Source organism: Alkalimonas cellulosilytica (assembly GCF_036325985.1).
GTDB lineage: Bacteria > Pseudomonadota > Gammaproteobacteria > Enterobacterales > Alteromonadaceae > Alkalimonas > Alkalimonas cellulosilytica.
This window is the reverse complement of the sequence record NZ_JAUHLI010000016.1, coordinates 1-22,197: the sequence shown is the minus strand read 5'-3', so window position 1 is coordinate 22,197 and position 22,197 is coordinate 1. Positions and strand designations below refer to the sequence as shown.

22 protein-coding genes are annotated in these 22,197 nt (G+C 51.6%); 11 read left to right on the top strand and 11 right to left on the bottom strand.

Features of this window, described 5'->3' with window-relative positions; translation table 11 throughout:
• Positions 1-18: 18 nt before the first annotated feature.
• The 7 genes from lptD to QWY20_RS14910 all read left to right on the top strand — a co-directional run bounded on the left by lptD (position 19) and on the right by QWY20_RS14910 (position 8,719).
• On the top strand, positions 19-2,265 hold the full coding sequence (gene lptD / locus QWY20_RS14940; protein WP_330129799.1) for an LPS assembly protein LptD: 2,247 nt from the start codon (positions 19-21) through the stop codon (positions 2,263-2,265).
• A gap of 11 nt (positions 2,266-2,276) precedes the next feature.
• Complete coding sequence (surA, locus tag QWY20_RS14935) at positions 2,277-3,560, top strand: peptidylprolyl isomerase SurA (RefSeq protein ID WP_330129798.1); 1,284 nt, start codon at positions 2,277-2,279, stop codon at positions 3,558-3,560.
• A 3-nt stretch (positions 3,561-3,563) separates the two neighbouring features.
• Entirely contained in the window at positions 3,564-4,574 is a 1,011-nt protein-coding gene (gene pdxA / locus QWY20_RS14930; RefSeq protein WP_330129797.1) for a 4-hydroxythreonine-4-phosphate dehydrogenase PdxA, read from the top strand.
• On the top strand, positions 4,574-5,386 hold the full coding sequence (gene rsmA / locus QWY20_RS14925; protein ID WP_330129796.1) for a 16S rRNA (adenine(1518)-N(6)/adenine(1519)-N(6))-dimethyltransferase RsmA: 813 nt from the start codon (positions 4,574-4,576) through the stop codon (positions 5,384-5,386). Before pdxA ends, rsmA begins: the two co-directional genes overlap by 1 nt.
• Positions 5,383-5,757: a Co2+/Mg2+ efflux protein ApaG gene (gene apaG, locus QWY20_RS14920; RefSeq protein ID WP_330129795.1), complete on the top strand. Its 375-nt coding sequence runs from the start codon at positions 5,383-5,385 to the stop codon at positions 5,755-5,757. The genes rsmA and apaG overlap by 4 nt, the downstream gene beginning before the upstream one ends.
• 11 nt (positions 5,758-5,768) lie before the next feature.
• Complete coding sequence (locus tag QWY20_RS14915) at positions 5,769-6,593, top strand: symmetrical bis(5'-nucleosyl)-tetraphosphatase (RefSeq protein WP_330129794.1); 825 nt, start codon at positions 5,769-5,771, stop codon at positions 6,591-6,593.
• A 116-nt stretch (positions 6,594-6,709) separates the two neighbouring features.
• Positions 6,710-8,719 carry a methyl-accepting chemotaxis protein gene (locus QWY20_RS14910; protein ID WP_330129793.1) on the top strand — a complete coding sequence of 670 codons (2,010 nt, stop codon included), beginning with the start codon at positions 6,710-6,712 and terminating at the stop codon, positions 8,717-8,719.
• Positions 8,720-8,783: 64 nt separating this feature from the next.
• Here QWY20_RS14910 and QWY20_RS14905 read toward each other — a convergent pair whose 3' ends face one another.
• From QWY20_RS14905 to rplU, 5 genes are all read right to left on the bottom strand, one after another.
• Positions 8,784-9,158, bottom strand: a complete 375-nt coding sequence (locus QWY20_RS14905; RefSeq protein ID WP_330129792.1) for a DUF3718 domain-containing protein — start codon at positions 9,156-9,158, stop codon at positions 8,784-8,786.
• 75 nt (positions 9,159-9,233) lie between these two features.
• Positions 9,234-9,713 (bottom strand): type 3 dihydrofolate reductase, encoded by a 480-nt coding sequence (folA, locus tag QWY20_RS14900; protein WP_330129861.1) that lies wholly within the window; start codon positions 9,711-9,713, stop codon positions 9,234-9,236.
• A gap of 20 nt (positions 9,714-9,733) precedes the next feature.
• Positions 9,734-10,903: an Obg family GTPase CgtA gene (cgtA, locus tag QWY20_RS14895; protein WP_330129791.1), complete on the bottom strand. Its 1,170-nt coding sequence runs from the start codon at positions 10,901-10,903 to the stop codon at positions 9,734-9,736.
• 155 nt (positions 10,904-11,058) lie between these two features.
• Entirely contained in the window at positions 11,059-11,316 is a 258-nt protein-coding gene (rpmA, locus tag QWY20_RS14890) for a 50S ribosomal protein L27 (RefSeq protein ID WP_330087436.1), read from the bottom strand.
• Between the two features lie 17 nt (positions 11,317-11,333).
• Positions 11,334-11,642, bottom strand: coding sequence for a 50S ribosomal protein L21 (rplU, locus tag QWY20_RS14885; RefSeq protein ID WP_330129790.1), 309 nt, complete (start codon positions 11,640-11,642; stop codon positions 11,334-11,336).
• A gap of 213 nt (positions 11,643-11,855) precedes the next feature.
• Here rplU and ispB point away from each other — a divergent pair, with 213 nt between their 5' ends.
• Positions 11,856-12,827, top strand: a complete 972-nt coding sequence (gene ispB / locus QWY20_RS14880) for an octaprenyl diphosphate synthase (RefSeq protein WP_330129789.1) — start codon at positions 11,856-11,858, stop codon at positions 12,825-12,827.
• Between the two features lie 104 nt (positions 12,828-12,931).
• Entirely contained in the window at positions 12,932-13,285 is a 354-nt protein-coding gene (locus tag QWY20_RS14875; RefSeq protein ID WP_330129788.1) for a DUF3718 domain-containing protein, read from the top strand.
• 42 nt (positions 13,286-13,327) lie between these two features.
• On the opposite strand, the gene lysS is transcribed toward QWY20_RS14875, so the two are convergent.
• From lysS to xerD, 5 genes are all read right to left on the bottom strand, one after another.
• Positions 13,328-14,845, bottom strand: coding sequence for a lysine--tRNA ligase (gene lysS, locus QWY20_RS14870; protein ID WP_330129787.1), 1,518 nt, complete (start codon positions 14,843-14,845; stop codon positions 13,328-13,330).
• A 40-nt stretch (positions 14,846-14,885) separates the two neighbouring features.
• Positions 14,886-15,984, bottom strand: a protein-coding gene (prfB, locus tag QWY20_RS14865) for a peptide chain release factor 2 (RefSeq protein WP_330129786.1) whose coding sequence is annotated in 2 segments (ribosomal slippage) — positions 14,886-15,908 and positions 15,910-15,984 — 1,098 coding nt in all. Because the reading frame shifts where the segments join, the coding sequence is not laid out codon by codon here.
• Between the two features lie 83 nt (positions 15,985-16,067).
• On the bottom strand, positions 16,068-17,792 hold the full coding sequence (gene recJ, locus QWY20_RS14860) for a single-stranded-DNA-specific exonuclease RecJ (protein WP_330129785.1): 1,725 nt from the start codon (positions 17,790-17,792) through the stop codon (positions 16,068-16,070).
• A gap of 1 nt (position 17,793) precedes the next feature.
• Positions 17,794-18,516 (bottom strand): bifunctional protein-disulfide isomerase/oxidoreductase DsbC, encoded by a 723-nt coding sequence (gene dsbC / locus QWY20_RS14855; RefSeq protein ID WP_330129784.1) that lies wholly within the window; start codon positions 18,514-18,516, stop codon positions 17,794-17,796.
• A 39-nt stretch (positions 18,517-18,555) separates the two neighbouring features.
• The gene (xerD, locus tag QWY20_RS14850) at positions 18,556-19,482 is read right to left on the bottom strand and encodes a site-specific tyrosine recombinase XerD (RefSeq protein WP_330129783.1); all 927 of its coding nucleotides are present in this window, start codon (positions 19,480-19,482) and stop codon (positions 18,556-18,558) included.
• Between the two features lie 113 nt (positions 19,483-19,595).
• Between xerD and fldB the strand changes: the two genes are divergently transcribed.
• Positions 19,596-20,111 carry a flavodoxin FldB gene (fldB, locus tag QWY20_RS14845; RefSeq protein ID WP_330129782.1) on the top strand — a complete coding sequence of 172 codons (516 nt, stop codon included), beginning with the start codon at positions 19,596-19,598 and terminating at the stop codon, positions 20,109-20,111.
• A gap of 20 nt (positions 20,112-20,131) precedes the next feature.
• Here fldB and QWY20_RS14840 read toward each other — a convergent pair whose 3' ends face one another.
• The gene (locus QWY20_RS14840; RefSeq protein WP_330129781.1) at positions 20,132-20,839 is read right to left on the bottom strand and encodes a tRNA1(Val) (adenine(37)-N6)-methyltransferase; all 708 of its coding nucleotides are present in this window, start codon (positions 20,837-20,839) and stop codon (positions 20,132-20,134) included.
• Positions 20,840-20,955: 116 nt separating this feature from the next.
• Between QWY20_RS14840 and srmB the strand changes: the two genes are divergently transcribed.
• Positions 20,956-22,176, top strand: a complete 1,221-nt coding sequence (srmB, locus tag QWY20_RS14835; protein WP_330129780.1) for an ATP-dependent RNA helicase SrmB — start codon at positions 20,956-20,958, stop codon at positions 22,174-22,176.
• Positions 22,177-22,197 lie beyond the last annotated feature (21 nt).

Genomic DNA, 22,197 nt, shown 5'->3' with positions numbered 1-22,197 from the left:
CCTGCAATAGGCTGCCTGATGGCCCTAATCAGTCTCCAGCACACGGGGATTGCTGCACAAGCGCCGGAAACGCAGTCGGAACTGGCCCTGCTACGTTGTTACACGCCACTGGTTCAGCCTGCAGCATTTACCGAGTTGGATCGCTACAACAACCAGGTACGCATCGAATCTGAAGGATTACGGTTACGCAACAACCAATTTGCCAGCTTTGATGGTGCCGTGCAGGTCAGTTATCGCGACACCCTGTTGCAAGCACCAGAGGCCAGTTTCGACCAAGGTAGACAACAAATTCTGGCGCAAGGAGGCATTGATTATTTCAGCTCCGTCATCGCCGTTCGCAGCGAGCAATTTCTTGCCGATCTGGCCAGTAACCGCGTCGAGCTATCCGAGGCGCACTATCAGTTAGTTGAGCAGGCAGGTCGTGGTTCAGCCGATGTGTTGGCTGCCACTGAACAGCACCTGCAATTGGAGCACGCCAGCTTTACTGCCTGTCCGGATGGAGATAACAGTTGGGCTTTACACGCAAACCGCATTCAACTGAATGCGGATGAAGGTTGGGGTGAAGCCTGGCATACGGTCTTTCGGGTCAAAGATGTGCCTGTCCTTTACTTACCTTACTTGTCGTTTCCTATCTCCGATGAGCGCCGCACAGGTTTGTTATTGCCAAAGTTAAGTAATTCACAGCGGTTGGGCGTGGATGTGGAGCTACCTTATTACCTGAACCTGGCACCCAATTACGATATGACTTTAACGCCCCGCATTATGACTAGCCGGGGCTACCAGCTAAAATCCGAGTTCCGCTATCTGACAGAAGACCATCAGGGTCTGATGCACCTCGAGTACATGCACAAAGATCAAGACAGGTCAGCGCTTGGCAAGCGCTATTTGGGACACTATCAACAACTGAGCGACTTTAACCCGCGCTGGCGTGCAACGGTTGATGTCACTGAAATCAGTGATGATGCCTACCTTACCGACCTTGGCTCTGATCATGTCAACCCCACTGATACACAGCTTCTAAAACAGGCGAACCTGTCCTATTTCGGTGAGCAAATATTGGCACGCATGCAGTTGCAAGGGTTCTCGGTGCTGGGTGACTATGACAAAGCCTATATGGCCGTACCGCAGCTAGAGCTCCGAGCAGCCGAAGCAATTCAGCTTGCCTGGTTTGAACTGGACTGGCAGGCAAACTATGCCCACTTTCGCAATGATGCTGCTCTGATCCATTCAGCACACCGAACCCATTTTGAGCCAGAGCTCAGATTACCCTGGATCACACCAGGCGCAGAACTGGTGGCAGAAGCCAGCCTGATGCACACCCGTTACCAGCAAAACAGCCATCAGTTTTTATTGCCTGAAGATAGCCGGGTACAACGTACTTTGCCTAAGTTCCGTTTACGTGCTCAGCTGAACTTTGAACGTGCACTGCAAGGCAACTCAGGTGGTACCCAGACACTGGAACCTCAGTTGCAATATCTCTATGTGCCCTACCGTGATCAGAGCAATATTGGCCTGTACGATACCACACGGCTGCAAGATGATTATTATGGCCTTTTTAGGCAGAATCGTTTTTCTGGTTTGGATCGGATCAATGAAGCCAATCAACTGACTTTGGGCGCCACCAGCCGCATTTATGATGGCTCTGATCGTGAGCAATTTCGTTTTAGCCTGGGACAGATTATTTTTCTACAGCAACCAACGGAACAGGACGACCCCCACCAACAGAACCTGACCAGTATTGAGTCGATGTTGGCCGCCGAAGCCATGTGGCAATGGCACCATCGCTGGTTTGTCAGTGCCGGTGTCCAGTACGATAGTGACAGTCGCACACTGGTGAAGAGCAATGCCACCCTGGATTACCGTGGCAGTGACAAAAAACTGTTTCAGTTGAACCATCGTTACAGTCAGGCTGTCTCAGACTACGAAATCAGTCAGCTTGGCATACTGGGCACTATGCCAGTGTCCGATGAGTGGCAACTGGTTGCCAGTTATTATTACGACTTAAAGCGCAGTCAATTACTGGATGCGCATCTAGGGTTACAATTCGAGTCTTGTTGCTGGGCCGTGCGCGTGGTTGCCCGGCGCCAAATTATGGCAGAGCTCGGCAGAGAGGCTTTAGACTTCGCCGCTCCAAGCCGGTTTGATCACGGTATTTCGCTGCAATTTGTGTTAAAAGGCTTTGGTGATAATGCTGGTTTTGCCGTCACAGACATGTTATCTAATGGCATCTTCAGCTATCGCCGTCCATATTTATTGAATAATTAGTGTAGGGGTTTATGAGATTATTGTCCTGTATTGTACTTGTCGGTTGCTTGCTGTCCTGGCCTCAAAGCCATGCAGCTGAACGGGAAATCGATCGGATCGCTGCCATTGTAGACAGTGGTGTTGTACTTGAGTCTGAAGTCCGGGAAGTGGTCGAACGCGTAAAGCGGAATGCGGCCACTCAGGGTCAGGGGTTACCCTCTGATCAAGTGTTACGGGTACAGGCTTTGGAGCGCTTAATTCAAACCAACTTACAAATGCAAATGGCCAATCGCATGGGCCTGCAGATCAGCGATGCTCAGTTGGATCAGACCATTCAACGTATCGCCGCGGGGGAAGGCATGAGCCTGGATCAGTTCCGCCTGCAAGTGGAGCAAGAGGAAGGCAGTTATCAGCAGTTTCGCGAGCGCCTGCGGGAAGAAATCACCACCAACGAAGTAATGCGCAATGCCGTACAGCGTCGTATTTATATCAGTCCCCAGGAGGTTGAAAGTTTACTGCGGGTGATGCAAGAGCAAGGTGCCAGCTCCGAGCAATACAACATCGGCCACATTCTAATCGGTTTACCCAGCCAGGCCAGTACCGAAGATATTGAAGTAGCTCGCAGCCAGGCCGAGCGTGTGCTCGAGTTACTTCGGGAAGGTGCCGACTTTCGTCAACAAGCCATTACCTCATCGTCCGGCAGCCGTGCTCTGGAAGGTGGTGATATGGGGTGGATGAACATCAATGAAATGCCAACCTTATTCGCTGAAGCTATCCGCGGAAAACGTCGGGGCGAAATGATAGGTCCATTACGCTCCGGCGCAGGCTTTCATATCCTGACCATTTTTGATATCCGTGGTGAAAACGTTGCTGAAATCGAAGAGATCAAATCACGCCATGTGCTTATTCGCCCTTCCATTATTTTGAGTGAAGAGCGCGCGCGCGACCGGCTGGCCCGTTTTGTCGAAGATTTCCGCAATGGCGCTGTCAGCTTTGCCGATTTTGCCCGTGAACATTCAGAAGACCCGGGTTCACGCAACAATGGTGGTGACCTCGGCTGGGCAGAGCCGGACATTTTTGTACCTGAGTTTCGCGACACCTTGCGTAGCCTGGAGCTCAATGAAATCAGCGAGCCATTCAGAACCGAGCATGGTTGGCATGTAGTGCAAGTGCTGGAACGCCGCTCTGTTGATGCGACGGCTGATCGGCAACGCGAGCAAATTTACCGGATGATTTTCAATCGCCGCTTCAATGAAGAGTCGACCACTTTCCTGCGAGAGCTTCGTGATGAAGCCTACATTGAAGTGCTGGATTAAACCATGACGCAGCGTCTTGGTATCACTCCCGGTGAGCCGGCGGGTATAGGCCCTGATTTGGTGCTGCAACTGGCCAGTCGTGACTGGCCGGTTGAACTGGTGGTCTGTGCAGATGCCGAGCTGTTGCAGCAAAGAGCCCGGTTATTGGGAGTAAAGGTTAAGCTTTTGCCTTATGATCCAGATAAGCCTGCTCAGCCCCAACGCGCCGGCAGCCTGACGCTGGCATCGTTCCCAACCGCTGAAGCAGTGCAGCCTGGCGTACTGAATGAAGCCAATGGCCCCTACGTGGTTGACACACTTCGCTTTGCTGGCGAGCAAACCATCGCCGGGGCTTTTGCCGCTATCGTCACTGGCCCGGTTCATAAAGGTATTATCAATCAGGCAGGTATCCCCTTTAGTGGCCATACCGAGTTCTTTGCTCACCAGTGCAACAGTAGCCATGTCGTTATGATGCTGGCCACAAAAGGACTAAGAGTCGCGCTGGCTACTACCCATATCCCATTGGCTTACGTTGCCAAAGCCATTACCACAGAGCGGTTGCAAGTGGTTCTGCAGGTATTGCATCAGGATTTACAAAGCAAGTTTGGTATTGCTCAGCCGCGCATTTATGTGTGTGGTCTGAACCCGCATGCCGGAGAAAATGGGCATCTGGGACGCGAAGAGCTCGATATCATTATTCCTACGCTGGAGCAGTTGCGACAGCAAGGCATGGATCTGGTCGGCCCTTTACCCGCGGATACCTTGTTTCAACCCAAGTACCTGAACGATGCCGATGCCGTACTGGCGATGTATCACGATCAGGGATTGCCAGTACTTAAGCATATGGGGTTTGGCAAATCGGTCAACATCAGCCTGGGCTTACCTTTAATCCGTACCTCGGTTGATCACGGTACAGCACTGGACTTGGCCGGAACAGGTCAGGCCGATCCAGGCAGCTTATTGCATGCTGTCGAGCAAGCGATTCAACTAATTCAGCGTGCAGCCACCAGCACCGCCGGAGCAACATTAAACTAATGAACCAACCAGAACACAAAGCCAGAAAACGTTTTGGGCAGAACTTTTTGCACGATCCTGTCGTGATTGAACGCATTGTCAAAGCCATTCGCCCTCAAGCCGGTGAAATACTAATTGAAATTGGTCCGGGTCTTGGCGCCATTACCGAACCTGTGGCCGAGCGTACCGATCGATTGACGGTGATTGAGCTGGATAGGGATTTGGCCGCTCGTCTTGAGCAGCATCCAACCTTGTCGGATAAACTTACGATTATTCAGACTGATGCGATGAAGTTTGATTTTGCCAGCCTGGCTCAGCCTGGTAAAAAAATGAAAATATTCGGCAATCTGCCGTACAATATTTCAACGCCGCTACTGTTTCATCTGTTCAACTTTTGCCCGTTGATTGAAAACATGCACTTCATGTTGCAAAAGGAAGTCGTGCAACGCATGACAGCTGCACCTGGCAGTAAAGCCTTTGGCCGCTTAACTGTGATGACGCAATATTATTGTGAGGCTTTACCGGTGGTAGAAGTTGGCCCAGGCGCTTTTAAACCAGCCCCCAAAGTAGACTCTGCCGTAGTACGACTGCTCCCCCGCAACCGGCCAGAAGCGGAGCAGGTACCGGTTCATTTATTGAATCAGGTCTGCCTGGAAGCGTTTAATCAGCGCCGTAAAACACTGCGCAACTGCCTTGGCAATCTGGCTACGGCTGAGCAGCTGGAAGCGCTTGGTCTTGATCCGGGCCAGCGCCCGGAACAGTTGTCGGTCGATGATTTTATCCGCATTGGCCGCTGGCTAGCCACTCAGCAACAGGAAAGTAAGCCCTTATGAATCCAGCAGATATCCTGGTGACAGCCGAGACCTTTTACATCGCGGCCCAGTCAGTGCCTGATGAGCATAAATATGTCTTTGCTTACAGCATCCAGATAGAAAATAAAAGTGCTGAAACCGTGCAGCTGCTTCGCCGACACTGGTTAATCAGCGATGCAAATGGCAAACAGGTCGAGGTCGATGGCGACGGTGTGGTTGGCGAGCAGCCAGTGCTGGCACCGAATGAAAAATACAGTTACACCAGTGGTGCCATTCTGGAAACGCCGGTCGGTACCATGCAAGGCCACTACATCATGCTGGATCAAACCCAGCAGGAGTTTCAGGTTGAAATTCCATTGTTCCGGCTGGCGCTGCCCAATATTTTGCATTAACAGGAACCAACGTGGCCAGTTACGTCATTGGTGATATTCAGGGTTGCTATGACCAACTGCAGCATTTACTGAGCGCTCTCGATTTTAATGAGCGTCAGGATGAATTGTGGTTATGTGGCGATCTAGTCGCCCGGGGCCCTAAATCGCTGGAAACAGTGCGTTTTATTCAGAGCCTTGAAAGCGCTGCGGTCACAGTACTTGGCAACCATGATCTGAACCTGATTGCCAGCTACTATGGTTATGGCCGTATTAAAGCCAGTGATCAGCTGGATGCGCTTCAGCAAGCTGCTGATTTTGGTGAACTCGTGCACTGGCTAGAGCAACAACCGCTTATCCATAGCCCGGATGAAGAATATTTGCTGGTCCATGCCGGCATTCCACCCGGCTGGGATCGCGCCTTGGCGATAACTCAAGCCCAAAAAGTATCTCAAGCACTGCAACTGGATGCACAATCCCTGACAGCCAGCATGTATGGCAATGAGCCCTGTCGTTGGTCAGCTCAGGACAATGCATCGGATCAGCTGCGCTTTACCATCAATGCACTGACCCGGATGCGTTTCTGTCATGCCGATGGCCGGCTGGAGCTAAACGAAAAAGGGGAGCCAACCAGCCTCAGTGAGCTGAAACCATGGTTTGACTTCTGGCCTGAGCAAGCAGACACGACCATCCTGTTTGGTCACTGGGCAGCATTAAATGGCGCTTGCCCACATCCCAAGGCGATAGCGCTTGACACTGGCTGCGTCTGGGGGAATCTGTTAACAGCCTATTGTATTCAGACAAAACAGCGGTATAGTGTGCAAGGATATCAGAAAAAAACCATGCTGCTCACAGACTAATAAAGCACTCTGGCTACTTTGGTTTTGGTATTCAGCATGAATTTAGCTAAACTAATGGCTGATTCAACAGACTTTTCTCTTAACATGTCTGACAGGCCAGTCCATCGGGAGTTTTTATGAAGTTAACTGTAGCGCTCAGGGTCATTGGTGGCTTCGGCATCATCTCCTTACTACTGCTGCTCATTGGTATATCAGCCTATCTTAGCCTGAACAGCATCAACAACTCCACCACTCAGGTCAACAACGTATCCATCCCGGCACTGGAAAACAGCTCGGCCTTGCAAAGCCAGTTTGTTATTTTAAGCAAGATCAGTTTGCAGGCTTTTTATGCCACGGAAGTTGATGAGATCAGCCGTTTCCAACGGCAGTTTAATCAGGAACGGGAAACCTTCAACCGCTCTGCTCAAAACTTACAGCAGGCTCTTGAAAATGAAGATGAACTCAGGTCTGCTTACAGCCAGGTACGTGAAGTCTATAACCAGTTTTTGCCTGCCAGCGATCGTTTGTTTGAAGAACTGACCAACCGCCTGACCTTACGAGATAATTTAAATCAGCGCATGGAAGCACTGGAAACAGCATCGGATGACGCAGCCATGTTTATTCTCGACTTCACCGATGTGCGCGATGTACGTAACCGGTTTCCTGATGCGTATCAAGCGGCAACTCAGATTGAAATGGGGTTAAACACATTAATAAGCACGGCAGTCGATCTGATTCGCACTGAGAACCCTGTGATTGCAACGACCGTCGGCAATGAACTGACTTTTCGCCTGAGTGAGCTAACCCAGAATTTTTCGACGGTTCAACAGCAGGCCGGCAGCCTTGATTTAATCTCCGATTTGGCTGAGAAAATAGCAGAAATTGAGCAATTACTATCTGGTAGTCAAGGCCTGACACGCCTGAAAGAGCAACATTTACAATCGATAGAAGCAGCAGAGACACTACTGGAGCAAACCGAGCAACACGCAAACTCGGGTCTTAATCAGCTGAATACACTGCTTAACCAAGCCCGCAATGCAGCCGATGCCATTCAACAAACCTCAGCCAGTACGGTGAGTAACGCAGTCACCTTTAACTTTATCGTGATGTTCATCTCAGTGGTCCTGGCCGCAGGTATTACCATTTGGACGGTACGCAGCATCACTCAACCGCTGCACCGGGTCAATCAAATTTTAGGCATCGTGGCTTCTGGTGATTTAACCCGTAAACTCGAGGTCAAAGGCCATGATGAGTTTGCTGAACTATCGCGCAATTGCAATAAAGTGATCGAAAGTTTGCAGCAACTGATTCAGGGGATTATATCCCGCTCTACCCAACTTGCAGCCGCTTCTGAGCAAACCTCAGCCATTACCGTTCAAACAGGTGGCGCAATTAAAGAGCAGAAATCTCAAGTCACTCAAGCGGCTACGGCAACCACTGAAATGAGCAGCACGTCACAAGGCGTGATGCAAAGTGCAGGCGATGCCTTGGCTGAAATCAAGAATGCCGACAGTGAAGCAGAGCGCGTAAAAGGGATTTCTCAAACCAACAAAAAAATCATTACCGAGCTGTCGCACGAGGTAGAACAAGCATCACTGGTGATCAATAAACTGCATCAGGACAGTGCATCAATTGGTAGTATCCTGGATGTTATTCGCGGCATTGCTGAGCAAACCAACCTGCTGGCGCTGAATGCCGCCATCGAGGCCGCCCGGGCGGGTGAGCAAGGTCGGGGTTTTGCCGTAGTTGCCGATGAAGTACGCTCGCTGGCCAGCAAAACGCAGGCGTCAACGCAAGAGATCCAGGCGATGATAGAAGTACTGCAAAAGGGTGCCCAGAATGCAGTAGAGGCGATGAAGAAAGGCAAGAAGCAAGCTGAGAACTGCGTGGCGCAAACCGATATTCAGGACAAGGCGCTTGACTCCATCACCCACGCTGTGCACCAGGCCCGCGATATGAGTGAGCAAATCGCCCATGCGGCAGAAGAGCAGAACCAGGTTGCCAATGATATCAGCCAACTGCTGGAGTCCATTGTATCTATTGCAGAAGAGACTGCCTCAGGCGCTGAGCAAACCTCAGACTCAAGCCATGAAGTGGCTCGCTTGGCGGAAGAACTGCGCCAGTCAGTTGATCAATTCAAGGTCTGATTTCTGGCACAATCCCCATAAAAAAATCCGCCAGCCGGCGGATTTTTTTATGGGTAACAGGGTATTAGCTGCCAGCTCGCTCTTGCAATGAAGCAAACAAGGGCGTATCACCAAAACCATTAGCCTGCGCCCACTCCACATCGCCCGAGTCAGCTATTTGTGAGCCAGGTAATTGGCGAATAATAAACTCGCCAACATCGTTGGCATTGCTGCGAAATGCATGGCGCACCAGGCTCTCACCATTGCAAATCACACCATCGTAAATATTTCGCAGTCGTAACCGATAATCACTCAACACCTTACGAAAACGATTACGATCATCTGCAGCCACATAGTCACACATGGAGGCAGCCAGTTGCTGATCAGCAGAAGCCACCGGTGCATAGACCATAGCTCCGGCTAGCACAGCACTGCAAAGCATAGTAGGCAACAACTTCATCTACGTCTCCTCAAATACACATCAGCGATAAAATCATAGTAGCAACATGTTGCAGCCTGCGCAAATGTTGATCAACTAAACCACTCGTTGCAGAGTAATAAACTGATACGCATACGGATTCTTTGGGTCTGCCGCATGCTTTTCCTGCGCAATTAATTGCCAGTTGGCCACTGCATGGTAATCAGGGAACCAGGTATCGCCAGCCAATTCAGCATCAATTTCCGTGAGGTACAAGCGCTGTGCCTTTGGCAAACACTGACGATAGATCTCTGCCCCGCCCATGACCATCACTTCTTCATCAGAGCTGGTGGCCGCTAACGCTGCCTCCAGGCTGGCAAACCACTCTGCATCTGTTTGTAATGGTGCTGGCTGACGGCTTACCACCAAATTACGACGATGGGGTAAGGCGCGGCCAATGGAGTCATAAGTTTTTCGCCCCATCAATACGGTTTTTCCCATTGTCAGGCGCTTAAAGTGTTGCAAATCGGCTGGCATATGCCAGGGCATCGCATTGTCCAGCCCAATCACCCGATGCTGTGCCATGGCAGCGATCATCGAAATCATACCGCCACTCCCTAACGCTGATAAATGACTTCGACTTCATAATCATCATCGTCGTCATCGTCATCATCAAAGTCATCATCATGCGGCTGATGCACTGGCTGAGCATGCACCGGCTCATCATCATGCCATTTAAATTGCTCAGGGTCGGCAGCATCCGCTTGCTCCTGTTCTCTTGGCAACTCATCAAGATAATCGAACACGGCTTTGGCCAGCTCCTTGGTACCGGTGCTACTGGCAGCAGCTATGCTGTAGACTGGGTTTTCCCAGTGAAGCGCCGCAATGACCTTTGCCTGGATCTCAGCCAGCTCATCGTCCAGTACTAAATCAGTTTTATTGAATACCAACCAACGAGGTTTGTCAGCCAGCTTGCGGCTGTACTTCTGCAGTTCCTCGACAATCACTTTGGCGTTCTCTGCCGGATCTGAACCATCGGCGGGTAATACATCGACCAGATGTATTAACAAACGACAACGCTCCAGATGGCGTAAGAACTGAATACCCAAACCAGCACCTTCAGAAGCCCCTTCAATCAAACCAGGAATATCAGCAATCACGAAAGAGCGGTGTGCATCGACCCGTACCACCCCTAAATTTGGTACTAGTGTGGTGAAAGGATAATCAGCAACTTTAGGCTTAGCAGCCGATACAGAGCGAATTAGGGTCGACTTACCGGCATTGGGCAGCCCAAGCAAGCCTACATCGGCCAGCAGCATTAATTCCAGCTGCAAATTGCGGATTTCTCCTGGGGTACCATTGGTCTTTTTACGGGGTGCCCGGTTGGTACTGCTGGTAAAACGGGCGTTACCCAAGCCATGCCAGCCGCCTTTGGCGACCCGTAAACGCTGACCTGCTTTGGTCAAATCACCTATCACTTCATTGGTGTCAATGTCGATGGCGCGGGTGCCTACCGGTACCCGTAATTCCAAATCCTCACCACGTTTTCCGGTGCAGTTCTTACTCATGCCATTTTGACCACGCTCAGCACGGTGAAAGCGTTCAAACTGATAATCCACCAAGGTGTTCAGGTTGGTATCGGCCACCAGATACACATCACCACCATCTCCACCGTCTCCCCCATTCGGGCCACCTTTGGAAATAAATTTTTCGCGTAGAAAACTGATTATTCCGTTCCCGCCATCACCGGCTTCAACCCGGATCACGGCTTCATCAACAAATTTCATCTGTGGTTACCTGATTCAAAGAATATGGGTGCATCGACTCACGCCTAGCACTAGTATATACCAAAGTACCCGCAGCAAAACCTTCGCAGTCTGTTTCACGGTCAGCAGATACAAAAAACCCCGCACCAGGGCGGGGTCTTATCGCAGCAGGAAGCTTACTCAGCAACGATGCTGACGTATTTGCGATTGTGCTCGCCTTTGACTTCAAACTGCACTTTGCCGTCAGACAGGGCAAACAAGGTATGGTCACGGCCAATACCTACGTTATTACCGGCATGGAACTTGGTTCCACGCTGACGAACAATGATGTTACCCGCTAACACAGACTCACCACCGAAGCGCTTAACGCCTAAGCGTTTAGCTTCTGAATCGCGACCGTTACGGGTACTACCTACACCTTTTTTACTTGCCATGGTTCAGTACTCCTCGATTACGCGCTAATGCTGGTAATTTTCACTTCAGTGAACCACTGACGGTGGCCCATCTGCTTACGTGAATGCTTACGACGACGGAACTTCACGATTTTAATTTTATCATGACGGCCATGACTGACCACTTCCGCAACCACTTTGCTACCTTCAAGAACAGGGGTGCCAATGCTGATGTTCTCACCATTTGCTACCATCAAAGGGGCAAATTCGACTGTGGCGCCAGCATCTAAGTCCAGCTTTTCAAGACGCAGGGTCTGACCTTCAGTCACACGGTGCTGTTTACCACCACTTTGGAAAACCGCGTACATAGTTAACTCCGTACAAAGCACGCCTGTGCATAATAGAAGAGGCGTGTTAATTCAATTCACAGGGCGCGAATTGTACGCAATTTCCCCTGCCCCCGCAAGTGCAAATTCGAAAAAGATCCCTTCACTGGCAAAAGGATCCCGTTTCACTTGGAGTCCCTTTGGCCCTTGGTGTAGAATTGCCGCAATTTCATCCCTTAAACAAAGCGGTTTTTGATGTTACCAGAGCAGATCCGGCAGTTATCTCAGGACGATATGGCTGCAGTCAACCAACATATTTTTTCTCAGCTGACATCGGATGTAGCGTTAATCAACCAGCTAGGCATTTACATCGTCAATAGCGGTGGCAAACGGCTGCGCCCTTTGCTGACTACTTTGGCTGCCCGAGCAGTGGGTTATCAGGGCCAGGATCATATTACCCTGGCGACCATCATTGAATTTATCCATACCGCTACCCTGCTGCACGATGATGTGGTCGATGAGTCGACGCTGCGCCGTGGAAAAGAAACCGCCAATGCCGTCTTTGGTAACCAAGCCAGTGTGTTGGTTGGGGACTTTCTCTACACCCGTGCTTTTCAGCTGATGGTATCGCTCAAGCGGATGGAAGTGATGTCCATTCTGGCCGATGCCACTAATAAAATCGCCGAAGGTGAAGTGCTGCAGCTGATGAATGTGCACGATGCCGACACCAGTGAAGCCAATTATCTGCAAGTCATTTATTGCAAAACTGCTAAATTGTTTGAAGCGGCTACCGAGCTTGCTGCTATTTTGGCAGATCAACCTGAATCGGTAGTGAATGCCATGCGCGCCTATGGCCTGCATCTGGGTACCGCCTTTCAGCTGATTGATGATGTGCTTGATTACCAGGCTGATCAGGCTGAGCTTGGTAAAAACATCGGTGATGATTTGGCTGAAGGCAAGCCGACCCTACCGCTGATCCATGCGTTAAAACATGGTGATTGCGAGCAGCAGGCGCTTATACGTAGTGCCATCACCGATGGTAATGGCCTGCAATACTTAGATGCGATCATGGCTGCCATGCAGCAAACCGACGCCTTTGGCTACACCCGCAGAAAAGCTGAGCAAGAAGCGGAGAAAGCCAAGCAGGCACTGGATATTCTGGCCGACAGCCCCTACAAAACAGCGTTGTTACAACTGGCTGACTTATCGGTCGGCCGCTCAAGTTAAAAACAGCGACATCTGCTGGCAATTATCAAATTAAGACTATACTGAAACAAAGAGTTGACCTCAGCTCTTTGCTTCCTCCCTTTTAATTTGATGAGATGCCCATCATGAAAAAAGTTCTATTTGCTCTTACTCCCCTGCTACTGACAGGAATGGCCTTGGCTGATCCACAGGTCGAAATGGTTTGTAGTATGGTCCAGCAAGATGACAGAAACCAGATGCGACGTTATTTATCGGATAACCGATTGAATCTTCGTAACATTTACGATGGAATACGCTGTAATAATGATACTTTATTGCAATTTGCCATGCGCAATGAGTCATTTGAAATAGGTAGCTTCATTGTTAAGCAGATGCGATCAGGCTCACTGGAACAGGCAGGCTATATCGAATGGGCCAATAACAACGGCCTGGGTCACTCACCGCTGGTAAATGAAATACGTACCCGGATAGGACAATAAGAAAAGACACTGGCCGGTCATAGCCGGCCAGTGGTGAAGCAATTATTTCGTTTCTGGTCGCATATGTGGAAACAGGATCACATCGCGGATAGAAGGTGCATCAGCCAGCAGCATCACCAAACGATCAATCCCAATGCCCTGACCTGCGGTCGGCGGTAAGCCGTGCTCCAGCGCAGTAACGAAGTCCTCATCGTAGAACATGGCTTCATCATCACCAGCATCTTTTTGCTTCACCTGCTCAAGGAAGCGCTCGGCCTGATCTTCGGCATCATTTAGCTCGCTAAAACCATTCCCCAGCTCACGGCCACCAATAAAGAACTCGAAGCGGTCGGTAATCTCCGGATTATGGTCGTTACGACGCGCCAACGGCGACACTTCCGCCGGGTATTCGGTAATAAAAGTAGGATGACGCAGCTTGGTTTCTACCAGCTCGTCAAACACCTCCATCAAAATACGGCCATGGCCGTAGTTGGCTTTGACGTCAATACCCAGGCTTTTCGCCAGCTCTGCCACCGATTCACGCGTTGCCAGCTGCTCTTTGCTGACCGTTGGGTTGTAATGCAAAATAGACTCAGTCACCGACATGCGGGCAAAGGGTTTGCCAAAATCAAACACTTCGCCCTGATAAGGCACTTCGGTGGTGCCGAGAACATCCAGCGCCAGACCACGGAACAGCTTTTCCGTTAAGTCCATTAAGTCGTTGTAATCAGCATACGCCCAGTAAAACTCCAGCATGGTAAATTCCGGGTTATGGCGGGTCGAGACCCCTTCATTGCGGAAGTTACGATTGAGCTCAAAAACTTTTTCAAAACCACCAACTACCAGCCGTTTTAAATACAGCTCCGGCGCAATACGCAAGAACATTTGCATATCCAACGCATTGTGGTGGGTTTCAAAGGGACGCGCCGAGGCACCGCCTGGGATGCCTTGCAACATTGGCGTTTCGACTTCTAAAAAGCCTTCATCATTGAAAAAACGACGGATATAGGCCACGGTTTTGCTGCGTACCAGGAAAGTTTTACGCGATTGCTCGTTCGAAATTAAATCCAGATAACGCTGACGATAGCGCGCTTCATTATCGGTTAAGCCGTGGAATTTATCTGGCAAGGGCCGCAGGGCTTTGGTCAGCAAGCGGATATCCGATAGCCACACCGTTAATTCACCGGTCTGGGTTTTAAACAAGTGGCCACTGGCGCCGATAATATCGCCCAGATCCCACTTTTTGAATTGTTCGTTGTACACGCCTTCTGGCAGGCTGTCCCGGGCGACATAGAGTTGAATTTTACCGCCCATATCCGCAATGGTGGTAAAGCTGGCTTTGCCCATAATGCGCCGGGTCATAATGCGCCCACCCAGACTGACGGTGATTTTCTGCGCTTCCAGTTCTTCCTTGCTGAGGTGCCCGTATTTGGCAATCACATCACTGGAAATACTGTCGCGCCGAAAATCGTTCGGGAACAAAAATCCGTCTTCGCGCAAAGCCGCTAATTTATGTTTTCGCTCAGCAATCAGCTTGTTAACGTCCTGAATTTCGTTATCTTGGTTCTGCTGTTCGGCCATGTTTGATTCCTGAGTTTGGTAAGTAAGAGCGTTTTGTGACTTATAAGCCGGCTTTTAAGCTGGCTTCGATAAATTTATCCAGATTGCCGTCCAGCACCGCCTGGGTATTGCGGGTTTCAACGCCTGTCCGTAAATCTTTGATGCGGGAGTCGTCCAACACGTAGGAGCGGATCTGACTGCCCCAGCCGATATCCGACTTGCTGTCTTCCAGCGCCTGCTTCTCGGCATTTTGTTTTTGCAGCTCCAGCTCATACAACTTGGCGCGCAATTGCTTAAAGGCATTGTCACGGTTTTTGTGCTGCGAGCGGTCGCTTTGGCACTGAACCACCGTATTGGTCGGTAAGTGAGTGATCCGGATAGCCGAGTCGGTCCGGTTAACGTGCTGACCGCCGGCACCAGAGGCGCGGTAGGTATCAATACGTAAATCGGCCGGATTGATTTCAATTTCAATATCGTCGTCAATTTCCGGTGCCACAAACACCGAAGCAAAGGAAGTATGACGGCGATTGCCGGAGTCAAACGGGCTTTTGCGGACCAGCCGGTGCACACCAGTCTCGGTGCGGAGCCAGCCATAGGCGTATTCACCACTAAACTTGATGGTACAGCCTTTGATGCCGGCCACATCGCCATCGGTGACTTCGTAAAGCTCAGGGTTAAAGCCTTTGTCTTCGCCCCAACGCAGGTACATCCGCATCAGCATACTGGCCCAATCCTGTGCTTCGGTGCCGCCCGAGCCCGACTGAATATCCAGATAGCAATCGGATGCATCATGTTTGCCAGAGAACATGCGGCGAAACTCGAGTAACTCCAGCTGTTGCACCAGCTCCGCCAGCTCCGTTTTGGCTTCTTCAAAAGTATCTTCGTCGTCGGCTTCCACCGCGAGCTCCACCAGGCCAGCCACATCCTGCACGCCCTGCTCCAGCTTCTGGATGGTGCCAACCACCTGCTCTAAGGCCGAGCGTTCTTTACCCAATGCCTGCGCCTTTTCCGGCTCATTCCAAATGGCAGGATCTTCCAGTTCGCGGCTTACTTCTTCCAGGCGTTCTTGCTTGGTATCGTAGTCAAAGATACCCCCGAAGCACGGCAGTGCGCTCGGTAACGTCTTTGATACTCTGGTGGACTGGGTTGACTTCAAACATGGGATCTGGACCTTGCTACGGCGACAAAAAAATTGGCGTGGATTGTAGCAAATTTCCACGCCAAGGGCAGTAGTTTTCGCCGTTTATACGGCCATCATATGCCGTACCAGCAATTGCAGGTTTTGTTGCTGGCGAAATTCATTCACATCCAGCTGATATGCCAGCCGTACCTGCTGCACATTCACATCCGGCCAGTTGCTGCGATCGGCATTAAACCAGATGGCATCCATCAACTGACCCGAACTGTGCTGCAGCATCAGCTTCAGGTGTTTATCGGCCAGCACTTTTTGTTGCAACAGCCGAAACTCACCTTCAAACACGGGTTCCGGAAAGGCTTGCCCCCAGGGGCCTGCCTGTTGCAGCAGTTCGGCAAAATCCAGCGCCAGGCAGTCCTGCGGCAACTCACCATCAGTCAATAGTTCTGCCAGCAAGAGTTCATCGCTGACCCAACGGCTGGCCACATAGTTCAGTGCCAGTTGAAAGGTTTCCAGCCGGTCAGCATCGATGGTTAAACCCGCCGCCATGGCATGGCCACCAAACTTTTTTAGTAAACCAGGATACTGACTGGCAATCGCTTCCAGCATATCGCGGATATGCAAACCAGGGATCGAACGGGCCGAGCCTTTTAGCTCACCGGCGTCTCCTTCAGCAAAGACAATCACCGGCCGGTGGTACTGCTCTTTAATGCGACCTGCCAGGATACCAATAACGCCCTGATGCCAGTCGGCCTGGTACAGACACAAGCAAGCAGGCAGCTCGGCTTGCTGCAAAGACAGCTGACGAAGAAACTGCTGAGCTTCCAACTGCATGCTTTGCTCGATGGCACGCCGCTCCACATTCAGCTCATCCAGCCGGGCAGCCAACTCACGTGCCAGCCCAAGCTCAGGCGCCAGTAAGCAGCCGATGCCAAGCGACATATCATCCAGCCGGCCAGCCGCATTGAGCCGTGGTGCCAACGCAAAACCAAAATCACTGGCAGTCAGTCGGCTGGCTGTGCGGTTGGCCACATCAATCAGTGCTTGAATACCAGGGCGGCAACGACCAGAACGAATGCGTTGCAGCCCCTGATGCACCAAGATGCGGTTGTTGCTGTCCAGCGGCACGACATCAGCGACTGTCCCAAGCGCGACCAGGTCGAGCAGCTCGGCTAAATTGGGCTCTGGCAGGTTTTTTTCTTCAAAGTAATGCTGCTCGCGTAAACGGGCACGTAAAGCCAGTAGCAAGTAAAAAGCAACGCCAACACCGGCCAAGGCTTTGCTTGGAAAATCACAGCCAGGTTGATTCGGATTCACAATCGCATCAGCAGCTGGTAACTCATTGCCTGCCAGATGGTGATCAGTCACCAGCACCTTGACCCCTGCGGCTTTCGCAAACGCCACACCATCCAGCGCCGAGATACCATTATCCACGGTAATGATAAGCTCAGCCCCTTGTGCCACGGCAAGCTCGGCAATTTCCGGACTTAAGCCATAGCCGTACTCGAAACGATTAGGTACCAGGTATTCCAGGTATTTAAAACCAAAAGCTTTCAGGCCAGCCATCAGCACCGCGGTACTGGTGGCGCCATCGGCATCAAAATCACCGACAATCACAATGTGCTGTTGGCTTTGCAGCGCTTCGATCAGTAAGTCCGAGGCCTCAGGCATACCCTTTAATTGCTGCCAGGGCAGTAAATCGGCCGCAGTACGACTAAGCTCTTGCACACTTCGCACACCACGACTTAAGTACAAACGCTGCAATACCGGGTGTAAATTACCGGTTAAGGTACCAGCCGGCACCGTGCGCTGACGCAGTTGTTTCGCTATCATCTTAGTTAGTCAACTGCTGTACCAGGGTTGCAACGGGCTGATAGCCAGGGATCATCTGGCCACTTGGCAACACAATAGCCGGGGTACCGGTCACACCAAAGGCTTGCCCCACTTGGTAGTGATTAGCAACCGGGTTACGGCACTCAATGGAGTTAACGGAGCGGCCAGCTTTGGCTCGGTCCATAGCACTGTTTTTATCGCGCGAACACCAGATGGCTTCCAGCTCTTTAGCGGTATCCGACCCCTGGCCACCACGAGGAAAAGCCAGGTAACGCACGGTGATACCTGCTTTGTTGTAATCGGCAATTTCCTGGTGCAACCGACGGCAATAGCCGCAGCTGGGATCGGTAAATACCGTGACCACATGGCGTTCATCTTTGGCTTTGTACTCAATGTAATCGCTATGCTGCTCAAGTTGCCGTTGACGGAATGGCCGCATTTGCTGCTCATTCACCAATTGGCGGTTTTGAATATCAAATACGTTGCCTTCAAAAAAGAAGTTACCGTCGTTGCTGACAAAAAACAGCCCACGATTGGTAAATACCTGCACCAATCCATCCACCGGCGATGGCGACATCGAGTCGACCTGCAAGCCAAGCTGACTTAATTGGCGGTTGATGTTGGCCTCATCATAAGCTGGGGCCGCTTCTGCCAGCGACACACTGCTCCATAAGCCATGGAGTACAAGTAAGAGTGTTGCAGATAAGATTGGAAATCGACGCATGATGGTTCCTATACTCTATAGTTATCCCGATGCTGAACATTAGCCCCGGGGATGATGTTGTTGATGCAAGTCCTTGAGGCGGGCCTGCGCGATATGGGTATAAATCTGGGTGCTTGATAAATCGCTGTGCCCGAGCAACATCTGTACGACCCGCAAATCAGCACCATGGTTCAGCAAATGCGTCGCAAACGCATGGCGCAGCGTATGGGGTGACAACGGGTTTTGAATGCCCGCTACCTTAGCGTAAAACTTAATTCGATGCCAGAAGGTCTGCCGGGTCATCATCTGGCCCCTGCTGCTAGGAAACAGCACCTCAGTTGGCAGGCGCAGCAGATCTGGCCTGGCCTCAGTTAAGTACCGCTGCAACCAGTCCATCGCCTCTTCGCCAATGGGTACCAACCGCTCTTTGCGACCTTTGCCCTGTACCAGCAACACCCCCTGGCGCAAATTCAGTTGCCGTAAGGTGAGGCCAACCAGTTCGCTAACCCGTAACCCGGCGGCGTAGAGCACTTCCAGCATGGCTTTATCACGCAGCCCTATAGTGGCGGTTAGATCCGGTGCAGACAGCAAGGCCTCCACTTCAGCTTCCGATAAACTTTTTGGCAAGCTGAGTCCCAGTTTGGGATTGAGTGTCTGGCTAAGTGGGTGATCGGGCCGCTGGCCACTTTGCTGCAACCAGCTGTAAAAACGCCGTAAGGCACTTAATAAACGCGAGGTACTGCGCGCGCTGTATTGCTTATCCTGCCGGTGGGCCAGATAAAACTCGATCTGCTCTGGCTGTACCTGCAGCAAGTCGGTACCTGCATCGTATCCGGCTAAAAAAGTGGCAAACTTGCGTAAATCACTGCTATAGGCACTAAGCGTATGCGCACTGGCAGCCGACTCCAGCCAGAGCTGCTGTAAAAATTGCTCAATCAAAGGATGTTCGGACTTGACCACGGCCAGCTTGTTCACTTTCTTTGCCATCAAGCCCCTAGTGTACCGCGAAGCCAATCGGACACAAAGCCTTTGCCTTGCTTTTGCCGCTGCACGGCATTTGCTAAACTGTGTCTTTGAACTGATTGCGGAGTACAAGGCCAATGCAGATTGGGCTGTTTTATGGTTCCACCACCTGCTACACCGAAATGGTAGCAGAGAAAATTCAGCAATTGCTGGGACCAGAGCTGGTCGCACTGCACAACCTGAAAGATACCTCACTTCAACGGATGCAGGATTACGACATTCTGATCCTAGGCATTTCCACCTGGGATTTTGGCGAGCTGCAGGAAGACTGGGAAGCCTGCTGGGCCGATATCGCCGAGCTCGATTTGAATGACAAAGTCATAGCGCTGTATGGCATGGGCGACCAGATTGGCTACACCGAATGGTTTCAGGACGCGCTTGGTATGCTGCATCAGGCCATCAGCCACAACCGCTGTGATCGCATTGGTTTGTGGCCCAACCAAGGCTATGAATTTGAAGCCTCCAAAGCCTTAACCCCGGATGGTCAGTGGTTTTATGGCCTGGCACTGGATGATGAAAATCAGTACGATCTTACCGATGCACGTTTAAAACAATGGGTCGATCAGCTGCTGGCTGAACTGGAAACGCTGTAGCAGCTTCTGCCAAATAACCGCTAAAACTTCAGGTAAAAGTCTTTTAACAGCTGCCGGTAAGCCTCGCTGTACTGGCCATCGTGCTGCTGGATGCACAACTGGCTGTGCTCAGGCACAGCCGGTTGCCGGCTTAGCTGCAGCAAGGCCCGGCGTACTGCTTTTTGTGGGCTTGGTTGCACCCGGCACCATCGTTTTAACTGCCAGCCGGCCTCTGCCCCCGCCTGCAACAACATCGTCGCGCTGGCATCCGGGATCACCAGCGCAAAGTCTGCATCGTCACAGGCCAATTGGGCCGCGTGTTGCAATAGGTGTGGCCAGGGCAAGCTATCGCTGTGACGCGCCAGCTGGCGCGCCGGATCCCTGGCAGGCAAGGCCTGATGAAAATAAGGTGGATTGCACAGCAGCAAAGAGTAACGCTCTGCCGGCTGATAGGTTAGAATATCCTGTTCCAGCACTTGTATGGTGGCAGGCCAGGGGCTGGCAGCCACATTGCTGCGGCTTTGCTGCACAGCACCGGCATCGAGATCCAAAGCGGTAATGGGTCGACGGCCCTCAGTACGCTGCGCCAACATCAGGCTAAGAATGCCACTGCCGCAACCAATATCCAACAGGTTGCCGCTGGCGGGAATACGGGCCCAGGCACCCAGCAAGAGCGCATCGGTGCCCACTTTCATCGCACAGTGCTGATGGCCGATGAAAAACTGTTTACATTGAAAACCTGCTGCCATAATTCCTCCAGAGCCAAGTGTATCTGGCGGCAGTCACCTTGTCATCCGCCTGATGGTTTTACAGCAAGAGCGGCTTTACACCTAACGGCTGGCGATTTACACCAAGAGAGTAGTGCATGCAATTTGATGAGTTCGATCTGCACCCGGCCCTGAACCGGGCGCTGCAAAAATGCGGCTTTAAGCAAGCCACCCAGATCCAGCAAATGGTGCTGCCCTTTGCGCTGGAAGCACGTGACATTCTGGCCTGTGCGCCAACGGGTACCGGCAAAACGCTGGCGTTTTTGTTACCGGCCATTCAGTACCTGCTGGATTTCCCGCGTCGCTCGCCCGGCTTTGCCCGGGTATTGATTATGACGCCGACCCGCGAGCTGGCGTATCAGGTGCATCAGGAAATCCAGAAGCTGATCCAGTTCACTGAGCTGAATGCCGGCGTCATCACCGGGGGCATCCACTACGACAGCCACACCGATGTGCTGACCAAAAACAACGATTTACTGGTGGCCACCCCGGGACGGTTGACCGAGTACCTGGATAAAGAAAAATTCCAGGCCGAACACATCGAGCTACTGATTCTGGACGAAGCCGACCGCATGCTGGATATGGGCTTTATTGGTGAAATGAACCGCATTGTGCTGGAGGCGCGCCAGCGCAAACAAACCATGTTGTTCTCTGCCACGCTGGAAGGCGCCAACCTGGAACGTTTTGCCGGCCACTCATTGCATGAACCTGAGCGGATTGAAGCCGAGCCCCCACGGCGTGAACGGGGCAAAATCACCCAGTGGATCCACCTGGCGGATGATGTAAACCATAAGCTGGCGCTGCTCACCCACATCCTGCAACAAGAAGACGTGAAAAAAGCCATTGTGTTCGTGAAAACCCGAGAACGGCTGGCGCAACTGACTGGTCAGCTGCAAACGGCTGGCATTCGCAATGCCTGGTTGCAGGGGGAGATGCCTCTGGATAAACGCCAGCAAGCCATTTTCCGCTTTCAGCAAGGCCAGGTGCCGGTATTGCTGGCCACCGACGTCGCCGCCCGCGGTTTGGATATCGACGACATCAGCCATGTCATCAACTACGACATGCCACGCACCGCAGATATTTACGTGCACCGCATCGGCCGCACCGGTCGTGCCGGCAAGAAAGGCACCGCCATTTCGCTGGTCGAAGCGCACGATATGGCGATTTTAAGCAAAATTGAGCGTTACACCGAGCAAAAGCTGAAACGGCGCTTTATCGAAGGCCTTCGACCAAAGCACAAAGAAGCCAAGGTGCCGGTGAAAAAGAAGAAACCAGCGGGCAAGAAAAAAACCGCTGCCAAACCCAAGGTTAAGAAGTAAACAACAGCCCCCACCATACGG